Source organism: Brevibacterium sp. FAM 24630 (assembly GCF_049804075.1).
Lineage (GTDB): Bacteria > Actinomycetota > Actinomycetes > Actinomycetales > Brevibacteriaceae > Brevibacterium.
Map to the genome: position 1 here is coordinate 242,129 of NZ_JBNBZD010000003.1, position 20,449 is coordinate 262,577.

General features: G+C 66.4%; 18 protein-coding genes. 13 read left to right on the forward strand and 5 right to left on the reverse strand.

What is annotated here, in order from left to right; genetic code table 11:
* The first annotated feature begins 124 nt into the window (after nt 1-124).
* The 7 genes from ACPUD7_RS03990 to ACPUD7_RS04020 all read left to right on the forward strand — a co-directional run bounded on the left by ACPUD7_RS03990 (nt 125) and on the right by ACPUD7_RS04020 (nt 7,908).
* Nucleotides 125-1,288 carry a thiolase domain-containing protein gene (locus ACPUD7_RS03990; RefSeq protein ID WP_135537544.1) on the forward strand — a complete coding sequence of 388 codons (1,164 nt, stop codon included), beginning with the start codon at nt 125-127 and terminating at the stop codon, nt 1,286-1,288.
* The gene (locus ACPUD7_RS03995; protein WP_425119196.1) at nt 1,288-2,955 is read left to right on the forward strand and encodes an AMP-binding protein; all 1,668 of its coding nucleotides are present in this window, start codon (nt 1,288-1,290) and stop codon (nt 2,953-2,955) included. The genes ACPUD7_RS03990 and ACPUD7_RS03995 overlap by 1 nt, the downstream gene beginning before the upstream one ends.
* Nucleotides 2,952-3,830, forward strand: a complete 879-nt coding sequence (locus ACPUD7_RS04000; RefSeq protein ID WP_425119197.1) for an SDR family NAD(P)-dependent oxidoreductase — start codon at nt 2,952-2,954, stop codon at nt 3,828-3,830. Before ACPUD7_RS03995 ends, ACPUD7_RS04000 begins: the two co-directional genes overlap by 4 nt.
* A 77-nt stretch (nt 3,831-3,907) precedes the next feature.
* Complete coding sequence (locus ACPUD7_RS04005) at nt 3,908-4,948, forward strand: DctP family TRAP transporter solute-binding subunit (RefSeq protein ID WP_240689553.1); 1,041 nt, start codon at nt 3,908-3,910, stop codon at nt 4,946-4,948.
* A gap of 1 nt (nt 4,949) precedes the next feature.
* Nucleotides 4,950-5,492, forward strand: a complete 543-nt coding sequence (locus tag ACPUD7_RS04010) for a TRAP transporter small permease (protein ID WP_425119198.1) — start codon at nt 4,950-4,952, stop codon at nt 5,490-5,492.
* Nucleotides 5,489-7,039 carry a TRAP transporter large permease gene (locus ACPUD7_RS04015; RefSeq protein ID WP_425119200.1) on the forward strand — a complete coding sequence of 517 codons (1,551 nt, stop codon included), beginning with the start codon at nt 5,489-5,491 and terminating at the stop codon, nt 7,037-7,039. The genes ACPUD7_RS04010 and ACPUD7_RS04015 overlap by 4 nt, the downstream gene beginning before the upstream one ends.
* Before the next feature lie 101 nt (nt 7,040-7,140).
* Nucleotides 7,141-7,908 carry an SDR family NAD(P)-dependent oxidoreductase gene (locus tag ACPUD7_RS04020; protein WP_425119201.1) on the forward strand — a complete coding sequence of 256 codons (768 nt, stop codon included), beginning with the start codon at nt 7,141-7,143 and terminating at the stop codon, nt 7,906-7,908.
* Nucleotides 7,909-7,988: 80 nt separating this feature from the next.
* Here ACPUD7_RS04020 and ACPUD7_RS04025 read toward each other — a convergent pair whose 3' ends face one another.
* Together ACPUD7_RS04025 and ACPUD7_RS04030 are read right to left on the reverse strand one after the other, a co-directional pair.
* Nucleotides 7,989-9,011, reverse strand: a complete 1,023-nt coding sequence (locus ACPUD7_RS04025) for a PCC domain-containing protein (protein WP_425119202.1) — start codon at nt 9,009-9,011, stop codon at nt 7,989-7,991.
* A gap of 98 nt (nt 9,012-9,109) precedes the next feature.
* Entirely contained in the window at nt 9,110-9,805 is a 696-nt protein-coding gene (locus ACPUD7_RS04030; protein WP_135537538.1) for a YoaK family protein, read from the reverse strand.
* Nucleotides 9,806-9,923: 118 nt separating this feature from the next.
* Between ACPUD7_RS04030 and ACPUD7_RS04035 the strand changes: the two genes are divergently transcribed.
* Nucleotides 9,924-11,729 carry a gamma-glutamyltransferase family protein gene (locus ACPUD7_RS04035; RefSeq protein WP_135537537.1) on the forward strand — a complete coding sequence of 602 codons (1,806 nt, stop codon included), beginning with the start codon at nt 9,924-9,926 and terminating at the stop codon, nt 11,727-11,729.
* A 107-nt stretch (nt 11,730-11,836) separates the two neighbouring features.
* Nucleotides 11,837-12,556 carry a GntR family transcriptional regulator gene (locus tag ACPUD7_RS04040; protein ID WP_135537536.1) on the forward strand — a complete coding sequence of 240 codons (720 nt, stop codon included), beginning with the start codon at nt 11,837-11,839 and terminating at the stop codon, nt 12,554-12,556.
* A gap of 56 nt (nt 12,557-12,612) precedes the next feature.
* On the opposite strand, the gene ACPUD7_RS04045 is transcribed toward ACPUD7_RS04040, so the two are convergent.
* Entirely contained in the window at nt 12,613-13,113 is a 501-nt protein-coding gene (locus ACPUD7_RS04045) for an SRPBCC family protein (protein WP_135537535.1), read from the reverse strand.
* Between the two features lies 1 nt (nt 13,114).
* A complete protein-coding gene (locus ACPUD7_RS04050) occupies nt 13,115-13,525 on the reverse strand; it encodes an ArsR/SmtB family transcription factor (RefSeq protein WP_135537534.1) in 411 nt (136 codons plus the stop codon).
* Nucleotides 13,526-13,849: 324 nt separating this feature from the next.
* On the opposite strand from ACPUD7_RS04050, the gene ACPUD7_RS04055 reads away from it, so the two are divergent.
* From ACPUD7_RS04055 to ACPUD7_RS04065, 3 genes are all read left to right on the forward strand, one after another.
* Nucleotides 13,850-15,295, forward strand: coding sequence for an APC family permease (locus tag ACPUD7_RS04055; protein ID WP_135537840.1), 1,446 nt, complete (start codon nt 13,850-13,852; stop codon nt 15,293-15,295).
* Nucleotides 15,292-16,209 (forward strand): universal stress protein, encoded by a 918-nt coding sequence (locus ACPUD7_RS04060; protein WP_135537533.1) that lies wholly within the window; start codon nt 15,292-15,294, stop codon nt 16,207-16,209. Before ACPUD7_RS04055 ends, ACPUD7_RS04060 begins: the two co-directional genes overlap by 4 nt.
* Before the next feature lie 130 nt (nt 16,210-16,339).
* Nucleotides 16,340-17,191, forward strand: coding sequence for a fumarylacetoacetate hydrolase family protein (locus ACPUD7_RS04065; RefSeq protein ID WP_425119203.1), 852 nt, complete (start codon nt 16,340-16,342; stop codon nt 17,189-17,191).
* Between the two features lie 3 nt (nt 17,192-17,194).
* Here ACPUD7_RS04065 and ACPUD7_RS04070 read toward each other — a convergent pair whose 3' ends face one another.
* Complete coding sequence (locus ACPUD7_RS04070) at nt 17,195-18,985, reverse strand: hypothetical protein (protein WP_425119204.1); 1,791 nt, start codon at nt 18,983-18,985, stop codon at nt 17,195-17,197.
* Between the two features lie 173 nt (nt 18,986-19,158).
* Here ACPUD7_RS04070 and ACPUD7_RS04075 point away from each other — a divergent pair, with 173 nt between their 5' ends.
* A complete protein-coding gene (locus ACPUD7_RS04075) occupies nt 19,159-20,448 on the forward strand; it encodes a CaiB/BaiF CoA transferase family protein (protein WP_425119205.1) in 1,290 nt (429 codons plus the stop codon).
* Nucleotide 20,449: the final 1 nt, after the last annotated feature.

A 20,449-nucleotide genomic window follows, 5' to 3' on the forward strand; every position in this document is an offset into this window, starting at 1 on the left:
AGACGGCCGGACTGCCACGACACCGATGTTCCATATCGTGGATTTTCTTTGACCATCTGATGGGACCGGGAAAGTATGAGGGACAGTGCTCGTCCCGCAGAGCCCGGTACCCGAAGGAGTGTCCATGTCAACGCCTGCAATCATCGGCTGGTCCCACGGCAGGTTCGGCCGGTCCGAGTCACCGCTGCCGCAGATGATGGCCGACGTCGCCCGTGATGCCATCGCCGATGCTGGCCTCGAGCCGACCGATATCGACGTCATCCACGTCGGCGTATTCAACAACGGACTCTCCCGCCAGGGCTTCGAAGCCGCACTGCCGGGCACCGTGTTCCCCGAACTCGCCCGCATCCCGGCCCACCGGCACGAGAACGCCTGTGCCACCGGATCCGCCGCGATCTTCGCCGCCCACGACACGATCGCCGCCGGCCGCCACCGCACCGCACTGGTCATCGGCGCCGAACGCATGACCCAGGCCTCGGGCCACGACGTCAACGAAGTGCTGCTCAGCGCCAGTTTTCGCGAAGAGGAAGAGCACTTGAAGTCCTTCGCCGGAGTCTTCGGCGAGATCGCCCGACAATACTTCGACCGCTATGGCGATCATTCCGAGGCCCTGGCGAAGATCGCCGCGAAGAACCACGCCAACGGCGCACAGAACCCATTGGCCCACATGCAGAAGGACCTCGGCTTCGACTTCTGCAACACCGTCGGTGCCACCAACCCCTACGTCGCCGAACCCCTGCGCCGCACCGACTGCTCGATGGTCTCCGACGGTGCCGTCGCCCTGGTCATGGGCGCCGAGGAGGTCGCCGCCTCCGCCCCGCAGGCCGTGACCTGGCGCGGAATGGGCAACGCCAACGACGTGATGCCGCTGTCACAGCGTGATCCGCTGGAGATGGCCGGCGCCCGCGCGGCCATGGACCAAGCGCTGCAGTCCGCCGGCATCAGCATCGATGCCCTCGACCTCCTTGAGACCCACGACTGCTTCACAATCGCCGAACTCCTCGAATACGAAGCCTTCGGACTCGCCGCCCCAGGTCAGGGCCACACCCTCCTCGACGAAGGTGCGACCGCCATCGACGGCCGCCTGCCCGTCAACCCCTCCGGCGGGCTCAAAGCCAAGGGGCACCCCATCGGCGCCACCGGAGTGTCCATGCACGCCCTGGCCGCCGCCCAGCTGACCGGCCGCTCGCCCGGCATCCAGATCGAGGACCCGGAACTCGCGGGAGTCTTCAACATGGGCGGCGCCGCCGTGTCGAACTTCGCCTCCGTGCTCGAGCGCGTTCGCTGATGCGCACAATCTCCCAGACCTCCCCGGCCAAGGACTTCACGCCCACACCTCGGCGCGGGGTCAACGTCTCCCACTTCCTCACACAGACCGCCCGACGCCTGCCCGAGCGGCTTGCCGTCGTCGACGACGATCACGGGCAGCGCTGGACCTGGGCCGAACTCGACGCCCGCGCCGAGGCGCTCGCCGCCGCCCTCCAAGCAGGCGGGGTCGGCCGTCGCGACACCGTCCTCCTGCTCTCGGCCAACCACGCCGAGGTGATCCAGTCCTTCTGGGGGATCCTCCGTGCCGGAGGCGTCATCGCCCCACCGAACGCGGCCTTGTCGACCGAGGAGCTGCTGGGCATCAGCGCCGAGGTGGCCCCCGCCGCCGTCATCGCCGACCGTGCCCACTCCGACTTCGTCACCGCGCTGGTGGCCGAAGGCTTCACCGGCCCCGTCCTGTGGATCGGCGAGCTGCCCTCATCGAGCGGACCACTTCGCGCCGAGGGGACCGGCTCCAACGAGTCCTCTCGACGCGAAGTGGTCCCCTCGGCGCACGCGCCTGCGGCCGTCGACTCCACCGTCGACGAAGACGACCCCTGCTGGTACTTCTTCACCTCCGGATCGACCGGCCGACCCAAGGCCGCGACGTTCACGCACCGCCACCTCGGCGCGGTGCTGACGAACCATCGCTGCGACCTCTTCCCCAACGAGGACGAGACCGGAGCCTCCCTCGTGCTCGCGCCACTGTCGCACGGGGCGGGCATCCACATGCTCGCGCAGGTCTTCGGCGGCACCCCGTCGATCATCCACCCAGGCGGCAAGCCCAGCCAGGAGTCGCTGTGGCCGGCCATCGACGCCTACGGCATCACGAACGCCTTCACCGTGCCGACGATCCTCAACCGCATCGTCGCCGGCTGCCCGGACGGACGCGGACCCGAGGACCACACCTTGGAGCGCATCATCTACGCCGGTGCCCCGATGCTCGCCGCCGACCAGGCACGCGCTCTCGAGCGTCTCGGCCCCTGCCTCGTCCAGTACTTCGGGCTCGCCGAGGTGACCGGAGCGATCACGGTCCTCGGTCCCGACGACCACGGCCGGATCCCCGTCGACTCCGCCGGCATCGGCACCTGCGGGCGTGCCCGCACCGGAGTCGAGATCATCATCCTGAACGACACAGGCGCGGAACTGCCCGTCGGCGTTCAGGGCGAAGTCTGCGTGGCCGGGCCGACCGTGTGCGCCGGCTACCTCGGCCGTCCCGATGCGAACGCCGAATCCTTCGCAGGAGGCGTCTTCCACACCGGCGACATCGGCTACCTCGACGCGGCCGGCTACCTGTTCCTCACCGGCCGGAAGTCGGATATGTACATCTCCGGCGGATCGAACGTCTATCCGCGTGAGATCGAAGAACTCCTCCTCACCGACACCGAGGTGGCCCAAGCCGTCGTCGTCGGCGTGCCCGATCCGCAGTGGGGAGAGATCGGCGTAGCCGTCATCGAACGGACGGTCCCCGCCGCTGCCGATGACCTGGAGGAACGACTGGACCGGCTGTGCCGATCAAGGCTCGCCGCATACAAAGTGCCCAAGGAGATCCACTTCGTCGAGACCATGCCGGTCACGGCGTACGGCAAGCTCGCCCGCAAGGAGATCAAAGCCGAATATTCGCAGGGACGGGGCAGCGCACGATGAACACGGCAGGCAGGCTGGCGGGCACGACGATCATGGCGATCGGGTGCGGCACCCCGGACGGGGAGGTCAACAACGGCTTCGCCGCAGCGATCGCGTTCCTGCGCGAGGGTGCGCGCGTGTGCATCGTCGACCGCGATCCGAACGCCCTCGACCAGGCACAGCGCGCCCTCGCCGAGGCGGCCGCCCGGCCCGAGACCGACCGCGGTGGCCACGGCGGGCAGGGCCGCCTCGGCGGGGTCGATCTGGAATCCCACCTGACCACGGCCGTCGCCGATGTCGCCGACGAGGACTCCCTGGCCGCGGCCTTCGCCCACTGCGCCGAGCGCCTCGGCGGACCGACCGTGCTCCACTTCAACGTCGGCGTCGTCGTCAACGGGGGAGTCGACGAACTTCCCAGCGACGGTTTCCGCCGGGCCCTCGACATCAACCTCACCGGCGCGTTCACCGCGATCAAGCACGCGCTGCCGCACATGCGTGCCGCGGGCACCGGGTCGATCATCACGGTGTCCTCGATCGGCGGGATGCGCTTTATGGGGTATGACTACCCGGCGTATGCGGCCTCGAAGGCCGGACTCATCGAACTGACGAAAGTCGTCGGCGCGCAGTACGCGGGCGAGGGCATCCGCGCGAACTCGATCGCCCCGGGCCTCATCGAAACCCCGCTCATCCACCGTTCGATCACGGGCCACTACGACTCGGTCGAGGACATGCTCGCCGCCCGGCACGCGCAGTCGCCGACGGGGACGATGGGCCGGCCCGAGGACGTCGCGGATCTCGCGGTGTTCCTCGCCTCGGACGAATCGGCCTACATCAATTCCACGCTCATCCCCGTCGACGGGGGACTGACCCACTGGGCGGGGATGCCGAAGCGGTGACCGGCGGGGCCGCCTCGGGGCAGCAGCGCGCCGAGAGACCACGAATGTGACAGGGAAATAGGGAGATGAAGGAGGCAATGGTGCCGAGAACACGGACGACGAGAACCATGCTCGTGTGGTCCGCCGTGCTGATGGTGTGCGCCCTGCTGCTGGCGGGGTGCGGAACGAACTTCGGCACCACGGACGACGGCAAGCAGCGCTACCGGTGGAAGATGACGGTGACGACCGGGTCGACCTCGACGTGGTACCTCGCGGCGGAGAAGTTCGCGAAGGACCTCGAAGCGGAGACCGACGGGCGGATCACCATGAAGGTCTTCGGCAATGAACGGCTCTCCGCCGGTGAAGCCACCGCCGGTGTCGAACAGCTCATGGACGGGGCGAAGGACTTCTCCTACAACTCGCCGATCATCTACGCCGGCGTCGACCCGCGCTTCGGTGCCGTGACCGCGCCGTTCATCTTCGACACCGTCGAGGACGGGCAGAAGGCGCTCGCCGGCGAAGGCGGGGACGTCTACGGCGATTACCTCGCCGAACGCGGAGTGCACCTGCTCGGCTTCGGCGAATCCGGGATGCGGCAGCTGACGAACACGCACCGGCCCATCCACACCCCCGAGGACATGCGGGGCATGAAGTTCCGCATTCCCGGCTTCGGCATGTACACCGACCTCTACCGGCAGATCGGGGCAAACCCGACGACGATGCCCTTCGGCGAGGTCTTCACCGCCCTGCAACAGGGAGCGATCGACGGTCAGGAGAACCCGATCGACGTCATCTACTCGGCGAACCTGCAGGAAGTCCAGCCGTACCTGACACTGTGGAACTACTCCTACGATCCGCTCATCCTCGGCGTGAACAAGGACCTCTTCGACTCCCTGACGCCGGAGGATCAGAAGCTTGTCACCCGCCTCGCCGGTGACGCCAACGAGTTCCAGATCGAGAAGAACCGCGACGGCGAAGAGAAGCTCATCGCCGAACTCAAGGACTCCGGCATGGAAGTCAACGAACTCAGCGATGAGGAGAAAGACGCCTTCCGCACGAAGCTGAGTCCGATCTACAGCGAATACCGCAAGGTCTGGGGACCGGACATGGCCCAGGCGTTCATTCCGAAAGGACTGTGAGATGAGAGCCATCAGATTCTTCGAGGACTGGGTCGTCATCGCCTCGTTCATGGTGATCGTCCTCGTCACCTTCGTCAACGTCCTCTCCCGTTACATCTTCAAGGCCTCACTGGCCTTCTCCGAGGAGATCACCATCAACCTCCTCGTCGTGCTCACGATGATGGGAGCCGTCGTCGGGATCCGCCTCGGCGCGCATCTCGGGTTCACCTACCTCGTCGAGCACGCGAAGGGCCAGGTCCGCCGCTTCCTGCTCATCGCCGGCACCGTGCTCATCGTCGCCTTCCTCGCCGTGCTGCTGATCTGGGGCGGCGAGATGACGATCGCGCAGGGTCTGCGCGGCCGGGCCACCCCGTCGCTGGGGATCCCGCAATGGCTGTTCACCCTGTCCATCCCGCTGGCCGGTGCGCTCGGAGTGATCCGCAGCATCCAAGCCCTGCGGACGGCTCTGCATGAGGACACCTCCGCCGAGGCGGTCATCGAGCGCCTCGCCGTCGAAGCCGCCCCGGTCATCGACGCTGACGAATTCCAGGGAGGCCGGAAATGATCACGCTCCTGCTCTTCGGCAGCTTCTTCCTCTTCCTCGGCCTCGGGATCCCGGTCGCCTTCTCCCTCGGCCTGGCCGCCGTCGTCACCCTCGTGACCACCGACGGCATCCAGGTCCTCGATGTCGTGCCCTCGGTGATGTTCCCGTCGATGAGTTCGGGCACGCTGCTGGCGATCCCGTTCTTCATCCTCGCCGGCATCGTCATGCAGTACACGGGCATCTCGCAGCGGCTCGTCGACCTTGCGTTCCTCATCTTCGGTCGCCTGCGCCACGGCCTGGCCGCGGTGACGATCATCTCCGCGTTCTTCTTCTCCGCGATCTCCGGATCAGGGCCTGCCACCGTGGCGGCGATCGGTGCGATCCTCATCCCGGCGCTCGTGCGCAACGGGTACCAGAAGAAGCACGCGGTCTCCCTCGTCGCGGCCTCCGGATCGATGGGCATCGTCGTCCCACCATCGATCGCATTCATCATCTTCGCCGTCGTCGCCGCCGAGTTCGGATCGATCTCGATCTCCCGGCTCTTCATCGCCGGCATCGTGCCCGGCATCATCATGGCCCTCGCCTTCTTCATCGCCGCCCTGTTCGTGCCCCGGGTGCGTGAACTGGCCGGCCTGCCGGTGAAGGCGAAGACCGACACCGAGGCGGCCGCCGGGTCCGGTGCGACCGGACCGGCAACCGGCGCCTCCACGGCGGCGAACGGCGCGCCCGGGTCGGCGAACGGTGCGTCCGGAACCGGCGGTTCGGGTGACCGTGCGGCAGGGTCGAAGACGCAGCTGCTGACGACGAACGGGAAGGCCGCCTCGGCGAGTTCCGGGGTCTCCGGTTCAGGACCGGTCGGGTCTGGGGATCCGACTGCCACGGTCGATCCCGAGGGCGGGTTCGGGGAGATCCTCACCGCTCTGGTCAAGGCGATCCCGGGTCTGCTCATCCCGGTGATCATCCTCGGCGGGATCTACGGCGGCATCTTCACCCCCACCGAGGCGGGAGCCGTCGCATCCGTGTACGCGCTCATCGTCGGGGTGTTCGTCTACCGGGAACTGACCTGGAAGGACATGCCGAAGGTGTTCCTCGAATCCGGGGTCTCGACCGCGGTCATCATGTTCATCGTCGGCGTGGCCAGCCTGTTCTCCTACGTCATCACCGTCGAAGGGATTGCCGATGCGATCTCGTCGGCCGTGCTCGAGGTGACGGACAACAAGTACCTCATCCTCGCGGTCGTCACGGTCATCCTGCTCATCGTCGGCGCCTTCGTCGATGCGATCAGTGCGTTCTACCTGTTCATCCCGATCCTCGTGCCGATCCTCATCGGCGTCGGTGTGGACATGACGACGATCGGCGTGTTCATGACCGTCAACCTCGCGATCGGCCTGTTCACCCCGCCGGTGGGGCTCAACCTCTACGTGGGGGCGGGCATCGGGAAGATCAAGCTCGAGGAAGTGGTGCGCGGGGTCGTGCCGTTCCTCGTCTGCGCGATCATCGCCCTGCTGCTCATCACCTACATCCCGGCGCTGTCGAACTGGCTGCCCGATCTGCTCGGGGTCGGGTAGGCGGGGCTGCCGCCGCGGCATCGGCGCCTTCGGGTGCCGGTGCCGGGTGAGTTCGACCGGGCGCCGGACGGCGCTTCACTCAATTCTTCTCAAGGAGAGTCATGGAACCGTATCTGCTCACGAACAAGACCGCGCTGGTCACGGGTGCCGCCCAGGGCATCGGTCTGGCCATTGCCACGGCGTTGGCCGACAGGGGCGCCTCGGTCGGTATCGTCGACCTCGAGGGTGCCGAGGATGCGGCGGCGGGCCTGGCGCAGACGTACCCCGAGCAGCGGTTCGCCGCGTTCTCCCTCGATGTCCGTGACGTCGACGAGGTGACCGCCGCGGTGGGGTCGTTCGTCGAGACCTTCGGCTGCCTCGACATCCTCGTCAACAACGCGGGCACGGCCGCGCGCATCGGCATCGACGAGATCACCGCCGAACAGTGGCAGCGCGACATCGAGACCAACCTCGGCGGGACGTTCAATTTCATCAAGGCCGCCGTCCACCCGCACATGGCCGAGGCCGGTTCCGGGTCGATCATCAACATCTCCTCGATCTCGGGCATCAACGGCGGAGCGGTCTCCGACGGGGAGGCCGGTGCCCGGTCCGGCCCTGCCTATGCGGCGAGCAAGGGCGGGATCATCGCCCTGACGAAGTGGGTGGCCAAGGAATACGGCCGGCAGGGCATCCGCTGCAATTCGGTGGCGCCCGGCCCGGTCGAGTCCGCGCTCACTGTCGGGCAGACGTACGACACCTCGGGGCAGGCGCTCGATCGCATGGGTCAGCCGAATGAGATCGCCGAGGCGGTCGCCTACCTCGCCACCGATGGTGCCGCGTTCACGACCGGACAGATCCTGCGTGTGGACGGTGGGGCCGTGATGTCGTGAGCTGAGTCTGAGCCTCTGCGGAGACGCCCCGGTGTACGAAGGTGCCGGGGCGCCTGTATGAGCTGGTCAGCGGGTGCGTTTCAGGCCGTGCGGCGAACGAAGAGTTCGAAGGTCACGGCCACGGGATTGGCGCCGGGTTCGAGGGTGCCTCGGGTGACCTGGCCCGCGACGTCGACGACTTCTCCGGTGAGGACGACCTGCGGGGCTGCGTCCTGCGCACCGGTTGGGCTCGACCCGAGTGAGGTCGCCGTGGTTGAAATCGCCCCGGTCGAGGTCGCACCGGTCACGGTGCCGCTCAGGTGCGTGAACTCGACGGCCGGCCACGGAGCGGAGCCGTCGACGAAGACCGCTCCGGTCGTGCTTCCGAGGCTCGCGGTCACCTCGGCGGAGTCGAAGCCGGCGCTCCGGCAGACGGCGAGCACCGCCTCGTCGAGGATCTCACCGGGACGAATGCGCGAGACCACGGCATCGGGTGGGCGCGGGGTCAGGCGGTCCGACTCGGATGGAGTCGGTGCTGCCGTCGGGCTGGGGGAGGCCGGTTCGGTCGGGTGAGGAGCGAAGGCGGAGAACCCGGTTTCGGCATCGACATCGCTGATCAGCCGGGCATCGGGCAGCGCGAACACGCGGACCCGCAGACCCTCCGGCCCGGCAAGGGTGCCCGGCAGCAAGTGGCCGCCCTTGATTGTGCCGTCGTCTTGCGTCCACGAGGCATGGATGTGGCAGAAAGGTGTGCCGTCGCGGAACCCGACGGTGGCGGCGGCATGGGCCAGCCGCGCGGGGTGGTCGACCGTGAAGGCTTCGGTGAAGGACATCGGGTGCGCGGCGTCGGGGCCGTAGGCGGGGTGGACGAAGGCGATGGGCCCGAACTGACCGGACACGAACTCGGCGGTGAGACCCTCGACGGCGAAGTCGGCCAGCGCCTGCTCGAGGGCGGCGAAGACATCTGTGCCTTCGGTGAGGTCGATGATGTGCTCCGTGAATCGGGTGGGCACGGAGACGATGCGCGGGTGCTGAGGCGGCCCGGCGTGGACGACGGCGGTTCCCGGTGTCTGGAGGGGAAAGGTCGGCTGCGGCAGATTCCGCGTCTCGGCTCCGTTGCTCATGTCTCGATTATCGTCGGCGGCGCTCGCCGGTGTCGCCGAGGATCCATCTTGTGGAACAACAGGACGTCGCGGCCGCGCTGAGGAGGCGCGAGGGATGATCAGGCGTTCGATGGGACGGTGGCGGCCGCCTCGGCGTGAGCGCGCTTCTGACCGCGGTGGCCGATGATGGTTGCGATGGCGATCATGACGGCGACGAGGGCGATGCCGATCCACTGATTGAGCGCCAGCGTCGCGGCTCCGGCGAGGGCGCCGACGAGAATGAGGATGACGGCCAGCAGGCGCCGGACCCAGCGGACGCTGCTGCCGCCGGCCAAACGGGAATCGGAGGCGAGCCCGACGATCGTCGAGGTCACGACGACGGTGGTGACGTCGGCGATCTTCATCTTCCTCGCCGCCGCGGCCTGCGCGCCCATGAGAGCCGAGAGCGCGGAGGTGAAGATCGTGCCGGCGAGGCCGATCTCGGGATCGGGTACGAGGCCGACGTAGAGCGAGAGGCCCGCGCAGCCAGCGGCGACGATGCCGAAGATCAGCGTCGTCCGGCGGTGCCAGGCTTCGCCGATGTCGCCGAGGATCCGGCCGGACAGGGCGGCGCCGATCATGAAGAAGACGAGTGCGAGGGCGGGGCGCAGAACCGGAACGTCTTCGGCGCCGGCCAGGCCCATGCCGAGGATGACGACGTTGCCGGTCATGTTTCCGGTGAAGACCTTGTCGAAGCCGAGGTAGCCGATGGCATCGACCATGCCGGTCGAGAAGGTCAGCAACAGAAGCATGGCCAGGTCGAGTCGACGTGTCATAGGTGCCCTTTCGGTCATTTTGTATACAAAACGATAAGCAGTGCCGCAATTGTGTGCAACTATGAAGAGGGCAAGCAGTTCCGTCCAGCCCTCGAGAACTCTCCGAAGGATCCGATCGATGCCATTCACGCCTCCCGCTGAATTCACCACTCGCCCGACCCTCGAAGGTCACTTCGGCATGGCCGCCTCGACGCATTGGCTCGCCACCGCCGCGTCACAGGCTGTACTCGAGCGAGGTGGGAACGCGTTCGATGCCGCGGTGGCGGGTGCCTTTCTGCTTCATGTCGTCGAACCGCATCTCAACGGCCCTGCCGGAGACATGACCGGAATCTTCGCGACCGCCGCGGATCCCGGTGCTCCGCAGGTCATGATGGGCCAGGGGCCAGCTCCTGCGGCGGCCACGATCGAGCACTACCGCGGCGAGGGGCTCGACATGGTCCCCGGTGCCGGTGCGCTTGCGGCAGCAGTTCCCGGCGCAGTCGATTCCTGGCTCAACCTGCTCGAACACCATGGCACCTGGGAACTGGCCGAGGCCCTCGAGTTCGCGATCGACTATGCCGACAACGGTCATCCGATCCTCGAGCGAGCGGCGGGCACCATCGCCAAGGTCCGCGAACTCTTCACCGAGCACTGGCCGACATCGGCGGCCCTGTGGATGCCCCGAGGAGAGGTCCCCGAGGCCGGCGAAACGGTGTGCAATCACGCCTATGCTGATGTGCTGCGCAGACTCATCGCTGCCGGTGAGGCAGCGGATTCGCGGGAAGAGCGGATCCGTGCGGCACGACGGGAGTGGAAGTCCGGCTTCGTCGCCGAGGCGATTGCGGAGTTCATCGTCACCCCGCACCGCCATTCGACGGGCGGCGATCATGCGGGAGTCATGACGGTCGAGGACATCGCCGGCTTCGATGCCCACTTCGAACCGCCGGTGACCATCGAGTTCCGGGGATTCGAGATCGCGAAGATCGGTGCGTGGGGCCAAGGTCCTGTGCTGCTCCAGGCGCTGAAGATCCTCGACGGCTTCGATGACGAGCGCCTCGACCCGTCGAACGAACTCGGAGCGCACACGATCCTCGAAGCGCTCAAGCTGGCGATGGCTGACCGTGATACCTATTACGGCGACGGCGATGTCGACCTCGACTGGCTGCTCAGCGACGAGTACGCCGCATCTCGTCGGAGGCTCATCACCGATGTCGCATCACCCGAGTTCCGGCCCGGCGAGACCCGGGCAGGCCAGCGCTCGGCGTTCACGCCTCCGCTCCTCCTCGAAGGCGCCGATCGCGAAGAGCTCATCAGAGCAGGCATCGGTGAGCCCACGGTGCAGAAGAACGGTGTGAACAACGGAGACACCTGCCACATCGACGTCGTCGACCGATGGGGCAACATGATCTCGGCGACACCGTCGGGCGGCTGGCTGCAGTCCTCACCGACCATCCCGCAGCTCGGATTCTGCCTCGGAACCCGTCTGCAGATGACGTGGCTCGATGAGAAGGCGCCATCGGCGCTGGCGCCCGGCAAGCGCCCGCGGACGACTCTGACCCCGACGCTGATCTCGAAGGACGGCGATCCTGTCATCGCACTCGGATCTCCGGGCGGCGACCAGCAGGAACAGTGGCAGCTTCTCCTGATCCTGCGTCTGCTCGTCGGCGGCTACGAAGCGCAGCAGGCCATTGACGCACCGGCCCTGCACACCACATCGTTGGCGGCCTCATTCTGGCCGCGCACCTGGGTCCCGGGTGGCGCCGTGGTCGAGGACCGCCTCGGCGAGGATGTCATCAACGGGTTGATCGCCCGTGGACACGTTGTGACACGGGCGGGGGACTGGGAGTTGGGGCGGCTGTCCTGCGTGACCCGCGATCCCGGGACCGGACGAATCACTGCTGGAGCGAATCCGCGTGGCGCACAGGGATACGCGGCGGGCAGATAGGGCGGCCGCGAGGTGAGGTCCTGCAGCTGCCGCGGGCCTGAGACGATGGTGATGTGTTGGACTGCAGAAGGACAGAGCGATGAGTACCGCGGAATGGGGCAGAGTCGATGGCTGAGGATACGAGTCACAGTCGTGCGGATGCCTCCGGGGTCTCGAGCAGTCTTGCCGTCGGGGCGCAGATCCGCAGCGACATCATCAGGGGAGTGCACTCTCCCGGTGCCAAACTTCGGGAAGTGGCGTTGGCCAAGCAATACGCGGTCTCGCGGATCCCGATCCGGGAGGCGCTGCGCGCGTTGGAGGCCGAGGGGCTCGTCGAATCCCGCGCCTACAGCGGTTCGATGGTCGCGCCCTCACCGGTCGAGGACGCCGACGACCTGTTCGAGATCCGCATCGTGCTCGAGGCTGCGACCGCCAAGCGTGCGGCGAGACGAGTGGCCGAACTCGGAGCCGAGGACGCGCCGGACAACCAGTGGCAGCGGCTGCGTGAGGAGATCGATGAGATCCTCGCAACCGGCGATATCGTCATCCGGCAACAGCGCTTTGACGACCTCGCCGCACTGAATACGCGGTTCCACTTCGCCGTCGCGGGCCTCAGCGGCAGTCTGTCCCTCATCAGCCTTCTGCGTCAGATCTCGGGCAAGATCGAGTGGCTGTATTCTCTCAACCTCATGCGCCGAGGGCCTCAGGCCTGGCCCGAACACCGGGAGATCATCGCGGCCATCGACGCCGGCCAGGAGGAGAAGGCGGCCGAGGTCATGGCACGCCACGTCCGCCGCAGTCGGGATTCCTACTTCGCCATGATGTCCGAACTCCCCAGCGCTACCTGACGGCGGCGCAGCAACTTCGCGCGAGGTTGCTGCGCCGCCGTCAGGTGGCAATTGGGTCAGGATTCGCCAAGAAGCCTGTCGAGCTTGTTGTAGCCCTCGACGATGCCGTGCTCCATGCCCGAGGCGACCATGCCGTCACGGGACTCGAGCGAATCGAAGACCGACGTCGCGGTCAGTCGCGTCCGCTCGTCGCCGAGGTCGGTCAGAGTGAGGATCTCGAGGTTGACCGCATCCGGGAAGCCTTCGAAGGTGAAGGTCTGGACGATGCGTTCGTTCTCCCGCACCTCGTGGAACGAGCCGAAGAACGCGTACTCGCCGCGATCATCGGTCGACACGTAGCTCCAGTTTCCGCCCGTACGAGGATTCCATTCGCGGATCGTGTTCGTGATCGTGTCCGGCCCGCACCACTGGACGAAGAGCTCGGGGTCGATATGGGCCCGGAACACCTGATCCGGGGTGGCCGCGAAATCGCGGGTGATCGACACGGTCTGCACCCCCTCGGGGACGTCGAGCTTGAGCGTCGAATAGTCGGCTGCGGTGTCGCTGGTGGTCGTCATGTCATGCTCCTTTGCGTGATTTTCCGTGGGATGAAGTGTCCTCGGACCGCTTCGCCGAGGCGGCGCTCGCATCCGAGTCGCGCGTTGCCTCGTCCGCGTCCATCTGTGCGAGGACGGCATCGAGACGTTGATAGCGGTCTTCTGCCTGCTGGCGGTATCTTTCGATCCACTTCGTCATCAGATCGAACACGTTGTCTTCGAGGTGGACCGGTCTGCGCTGGGCTTCACGGGTGCGGGAGACCAGTCCGGAGTCCTCGAGCACCTTGAGATGTTTCGACACGGCCTGCACGCTCATGTCGTAGGGTTCGGCGAGCTCATTCACCGTCGCGTTCGCAACACTGAGCCGTGCCACCATGTCCCGCCGAGTCGGGTCGGCCAGCGCTGCAAAGATCTTGGACAGCTGATCGGCCATGGAACCCCCGTGCATCGACGTCGAAATCAGTATTCAACCAAGTGGTTGATTTAAGGGTACCGCCGTCCGGCACAGTATTCAACCGTTTCATTGAATAAGGAATCGGTTGCCGCGGGTTCCCGCTGTCACCTGGACTGATGCAGTCAACGGTGGGGCCGCCTCGGTGGTCGTCGACTGATTTCGTACCGAAGATTTCCCGCGGGTATTGAACCTTCCGGCGAAGTCTGTCGTATTGTCACAATAGCGGCGAGCCGGAAACGCATCTGCCGGATGTGCGGCCGGGTTCGTCGGCGGTCGTACTGACAAGGATGTCTGGAGAAGATGATGCCCACCCTGCGACAGCAGCTGTTTCGGATCAAACCGGTGCCTCGGCAGAAGGAAGATGTCGAGACCGACCTCAAGCGCACGATCGGACTGTTCTCACTGACGATGGTCGGCGTCGGCTCGACGATCGGCACCGGCATCTTCTTCATCCTCTCCGAATCCGTGCCCGTGGCGGGGCCGGCCGTGATCTGGTCGTTCGTCATCGCCGGAGTCGTCGCCGGCCTCGCCGTCATCTGCTACGCCGAGCTCGCCGGGTCCGTTCCCGTCTCCGGATCCTCCTACTCCTATGCCTATGCGACCCTCGGCGAACTGCCGGCGATGGGCGTGGCCGCCTGTCTGCTCCTCGAATACGGCGTCGCCGGAGCCGCCGTCGCCGTCGGCTGGTCGCAGTACGTCAACCAGCTGCTGTTCAATCTCTTCGGCTTCCAGATCCCGCACGCTCTGGCCTACGCGCCCGAGGAGGGCGGCATCGTCAACCTCCCGGCGATCCTCCTGCTCGCGATGTGCTGCTTCCTGCTGGTCCGCGGCACCGGCGAATCCATCGTCGTCAACGCGATCATGGTGTGCCTGAAGATCGGCGTCCTCATCTTCTTCGTCTGCGTCGGCGTCACCGGTTGGAACACTGACAACTTCTCCGACTTCGCTCCCTTCGGCATCTCCGGGGTCGTCGCCGGGTCCGGACTGATCTTCTTCAGCTACGTCGGCATGGACGCCGTCGCCACGGCCGGAGATGAGACGAAGAACCCGAAGAAGACGATGCCCCGGGCCCTCATCTCCGCTCTCATCATCGTCACCAGCGTCTACGTCCTCGTCGCCGTCGCCGCCCTCTCCGCCCAGCCGTGGGAGAAGTTCGAGGGCCAGACGGCAGGCCTGTCGGCCATCCTCGAGGGCATCGTCGGTTCCCAATGGCCGGGCACCGTCGTCGCCGCCGGTGCAGTGATCTCGATCTTCTCCGTCACTCTCGTGTCGATCTACGGCCAATCGCGGATCCTGTTCACGATGGCCGGCGACGGCATGATGCCCAAGCTCTTCCGTGAGGTCAATCCCCGCACCCTCACCCCGGTCAAGGGCACGATCGTCGTCACCGTCGTCATCGCGATCCTCGCCGGGTTCATCCCGCTCAACTTCCTTGCTGAGATGACCTCGATCGGCACCCTCGTCGCCTTCGTCGTCGTGTCCCTGGCCGTGATCATCCTCCGCGTGCGCGAACCCAACCTCGAACGCGGTTTCAAGGTCCCGTTCTATCCAGTGCTGCCGGTGCTCTCGATCATCGGCTGCTTCTGGATCATCTCGAGCCTGCAGCTGATCACCATCGTCGTCTTCGTCATCTGGACCGGACTCATCCTCTGCCTCTACCTCATCTTCGGCCGCAAATCCTCCGTCCTCGGTCGTCAGCTCGCCGAGGCGGGACCCGCCACCTCTGACTCCGCAGGAGGAGACAAATGAGCATCGTTGTCGGCATCGCCCCAGGTCAGGACAATCGCGCGGCGGTCGAGCTCGGCATCGTCCTCGCCCGCACCTACGGTCACCGGATCGTTGCAACCGCGATCAACTCCGCCGCCTTCCCGATGGCGCCCGTGCACTTCGAGGGACAGTACGAGAAGAAATACCGCAAGATCGCCGAGGCGGCCCTCGACGAGGCGCGAGCGCTCATTCCCGGCGACATCGAGTCCGAGGTCGTCCTCCACACCGCGCGGTCATCCCGGCGTGGTCTGCTCGAGATGTGTGAGACGGCCGATGCGTACCGGCTCGTCATCGGCCCCTCCGCCGACGGTGAGCCCGGCCGGATCGGTCTCGGCTCGGTGTCGAATGGGCTGCTCCACAGTGCCCGACTGCCGGTGGCGCTGGCTCCGGCGGACTTCCGTGCCCCGGAGGGGGCGCGGCTGGAGCGGATCACGGCCGCGTATTCCGGGTCGACCACCTCGGCGAATCTCATCCTCGGTGCCGCGATGGTCTCCGCGCAGTCGGATGTGCCTTTCCGCATCGCCTCCTTCGCTCCGCGCTCGCGGGTGGTCGCGACCGCCGGGGTCGGCTTCGATATGGAGTCGAGTGTCGTCGACGAGTGGACGAAGGTCGTCCGGCGCGACACCGACAGGATCCTGTGTTCGATCGATCAGCTGCACATCAAGCCTGGTGAGACCGATGTCGTTGTGGGCACTGGCCGGGATTGGGCTGCGGCGCTGACCGCCGTCGAGTGGAAGCATCCGGAGCTGATGATGCTCGGGTCGTCCGGGCTGGGCGCGCTCAAACGGGTGTCTTTGGGCAGCCATGCGATGCGGATCCTGCAGAACTCCCCGGTGCCGATCGTCGTCGTGCCCCGCCGCGCGAAGGCCGACTACATCCGCCAGCAGACCGTCTGAGGGCTGCATTCGCAGCGGCACGGCGCCGAGGGTGTCCAATACTTGAACGGTTCCAATGTAGCGCGTCCGGTTTCGTTAGCGTGGCCGCAGGTCACAATGACGTGGCCGACACAGAGTAGAGAGGAACCGCATGGAACTGCTGCGCCTGGGACCGATCGGCCACGAGATTCCGGTGGTCGGCAGCGACGGAGTCTGCTTCGACCTCCGCCCACTGACTGACGACATCGACCCGAACTTCTTCGCCTCCGACGGCATCGAACGCGTCCGCGCCGCGCTCGACTCCGGTGAGCTCGCACCGTTGGCCGGTGCCGAGGAGATGCGCATCGGCGCACCTCTGACCAAGCCATCGTCCATCGTGTGCGTCGGCATGAACTACGCCGCGCACGCCCGAGAGGCCGGCGCCGAGCCGCCCGAGCGTCCCGTCATCTTCTTCAAGATGCCCTCGACGATCTCCGGGCCCAATGACCCCATCGAGCTCCCACTGTATGCGAAGAAGGCCGACTGGGAGGTCGAACTGGGGGTCGTCATCGGTTCCCGGGCCTTCCGGGTCGCCTCGGCGGAGGAGGCCTATTCCCACGTGGCCGGCTACGTGCTCGCCAACGATCTGTCCGAGCGTCGCCTGCAGATCGAGGAATCCGGCGGTCAGTGGTCGAAGGGGAAGAACCTGCCCGGCTTCACTCCGCTCGGTCCATGGATCAGGCCCGCCGCCGAGGTGGACCCCGGGGACCTGCGACTGCGCAGCTGGGTCAACGGCGAGGCGAGGCAGGATTCGACGACTGCCGACCTCATCTTCTCCGTCGGGGACATCATCCACCAGCTCAGCCAGGCGATGGTCTTCGAGCCCGGTGACCTCATCCTCACCGGCACTCCGCAGGGCGTGGCGATGTCCGGACAGTACCCGTTCCTGGCCGATGGAGACACGGTCGAGCTTGAGCTCGAAGGTCTCGGTCGGCACCGTCAGGTCGTGACCGTCACGGGCTGAGCCTCAGTCTGCCCAGTCTTCCCAGTCCTCGGGAAGATCGTCCCAGTACGTGTCGCGGTCGGCGACGGTGCGCTGCCGCCTCCGCGAGATGAGGTATCTCGGGTCGCCGAGGACGACTTGGGGTTCATCGAGCTCGAAACCGGCGGCGCGCAACATCTTCTCGGCATGCGCCTTCGGCGAGGTCGAGACGCCGAGGTGGCGCTGCAGCTCTCCAATCGTCATGTCGCTCTCGCTGCCCCATTGGCTCGAGAAGAGGTTGTTGTCCTTCCCGACGATCCAGAACAGTGCCGCGAGCAGACTCCGGTCGGCGATGCGACGGCGGAAGATCGCGGGGTCGCCTCGTCCGATCGTTGTGAGGAACCGCAGTGCGGCCGTCGCGAGCTCCGGCTCGTCGAACACCTCGTCCGCGATCCGCCAGATCTCCGGCACCAACGAGTTGAGGCGGTCGACAACGTCTTCGGCCACGCCGCCAGTGTCGAGGCCTTCGGCGGGCAGCGGCTCCTCGGTCAGTGCCTTCAGAGCCTCGATGCCGCCGACCGCTTCGGCTCCGCTGCCGACGAAGATCTCGGCCAGCTTCGAAGCGTGATCGCTGAGGAAGGACTCGTCTGCGATCACGTCGTCGAAGTCCGAGGAGAAGATTGAGTCGTCGTTGTCTCTGCCGGTGAGGAGCCGTGTGAAGAGGTCCATCGTGCTTTCGCCGCCGAGGTGGTCCCCGCGGACTCGGGCCGTGTATTCCTCTCGGTTGTCCTCGATCGCGGTAAGAGCATTGTCCGTGAAAGAGCGATCGACTCCGCTGCGATCGTTGGCATAGCGGACGAGCGCGGCCAGGGCGCTCGGCATGGTGAGCAGATTGTCCTCGGGCGCCATCACTTTGCGCGGGTAGAGGTCGCACATGAGACGCTCGACGAAAGTGCCTGACCACCTCAGCGGATCATTGTTGCCGTAGTTGCATTGGAAGTCGAAGAGCAGGTGGGCGTGCTCGATCTCCTCTTCGGTCAGTTCTTCAGCGAAGCGTGAGGCGCGGAAGTCCTTGACGAGTTCATCGATCTCCTCCGGTTCCCACATTCTGATCTCGTAACCGGTGCCGCTGTCGGGAAGCTTCCGCAGCATCCATTCGAGCAGCGGTCGGGTGCCCGGCCAGCTTTCGGTCTCAATCGGTGGAAGCATGTGGGTGCTCATCTCCAGGGCCTCACTCAGCCTGGCGGCGGCATCGGGCAGGCTGAGGGTGACGACGTCGACGGGTGCCGGAAGGTCGGTGCGGCTGAACTCGACAAGACTCGACAGAGGTCCAGCGGCGAGGTAGGCGTCTTCGAGATAGGGTGAGCCGGTGCGATCCACGGCGACAGCCAGAGTGGCTGATCGGCCGGCCGTGGAGATTTCGAGCAGGATCGTCTCTTCGATCTTCACCGGCGACACGAGGGCAGCGGCGCGGAAGGGCCTGATCTCATCGGCGCGGCGGATCCATTCCGGCAGGCGTTTGGTGTTCGGGGTCGGGAGCATTTTGGCGATCCGACGGCCGAAGAGCATATCGTCGAGCATCTGCGCCCAGATCCTCACCAGCGGTTCGGTCTCTTCGGGTGTTGCCTCGAGCATCTGCAGGGCGAGCTCCGAAATCGGGGGCAGCTCTTCTGCCTCCTCGTCATCGTCGTCGTCCGGGCCGAAGGCGGCCAGCATGGTGCTGGCGATGTCGAGCAGCATGACCGGACTCTCGCTGTGGGAGGCCTCCTCGAGCAGGTCGAGAAGCTCGGGCTCGTCAGCGTGAGAGGGATCGAATGAACCGGGTGGAGGAGTCATGGGCTCTACGCTACTGCGTGTGTTCTCTGGCGCACAGTCGTGGGGCGTGGGACTGCGCCGACAGCGTGTATTCGAGATGGCCGGCGCCAGCTTCTGCAGATGGTTGGTGGGGTCGGGCAAGGCCGCAATCGTGGCACCATGGAGAGGATCAGCCACGACGAAGGAGCATCGCAATGAGCACGCGCCGACTTCCCCTCACCGGTGTGCGAGTCCTCGAACTCGGCAACTACATCGCCGCGCCCACAGCAGGCAGGATGCTCGCGGACTTCGGCGCCGAGGTGATCAAGGTCGAACGCCCGGAGACCGGTGACGAGCTGCGCAATTGGCGCCTCAAGGCCGGCACCACCTCGATGCTCTACCGCACGATCAACCGCAACAAGAAGTCCGTCGTCCTCGACCTGCGCAGCGAGGAGGGGCGGACCGCTGCTCTCGAGCTCGTCCGCCGCTCGGACATCGTGTTGGAGAACTTCCGACCCGGCACGCTCGAGAAGTGGGGGCTCGGACCGGACGTCCTCGAAGAGGCCAATGCCGACCTTGTACTCGTGCGCATCTCCGCGTTCGGGCAGACCGGCCCGATGTCGGCCCGTCCCGGCTTCGCCGCCGTGGCCGAAGGCTACTCGGGCTTCCGCGAGCTCGTCGGCGACCCCGACCGCCCGCCCGTGCGGGTGGGGATCTCCATCGGCGATTCGATCGCCGGCATGCAGGCGGCCTTCGGCGCGGTGATGATGCTCTTCGACCGTCAGCGGCAGAAGATCGCCGGAGCCGCCGAGGCGGTCGTCGGCTCCGCACACAGCTTCGAAGGGGAGGGCCCGCTGTCGGAGCGGACCGTCGACGTCGCGCTCAATGAGGCGATGTTCTCCGTGATGGAATCGCTGGTCCCCGACTATTCGGCCTTCGGTGAGGTCCGCACCCGCACCGGGGGTCGGATGGAGGGCATCGCGCCCTCGAACGGCTACCTCTGCGCCGGTGGGAAGTCCGTCGTCATCGCCGGTAACGGGGACGGAATCTTCACCAGGCTGATGACCGCGATCGAGCGGCCCGACCTCGCCGAGGATGCCGAACTGCAGACGAACGCCGGACGGTGGGACCGGCGCGAGGAGCTCGATGAGGCGATCGGGGCCTGGTGCGCCGAACGCTCGGTCGAAGACGTCATCGAGACCCTCGAGGACGCCGGGGTGCCGGCCGGACCGATCTACACCGCCGAGGATCTCGTCGCCGATGAGCAGCTGGCCGCCCGCGGCATGATCCAGAGCCTCGATGTCTCCACCGGCGAAGAGGTCCTCGAGAACGTCGCCTTCCCCGGCATCACCCCAGTCGTCGGTGGCGAATCGGTCGCCATCGACCACCTCGGTCCGGATCTGGGTGAGCACACCGACGAGGTGCTGCGATGGCTGGGACTGGCCGAGCCTGGGAGCGCTCGAGGCGCCGAGACCGGCAAGGGCTCCGAAGCTGGCGAAGGCTGAG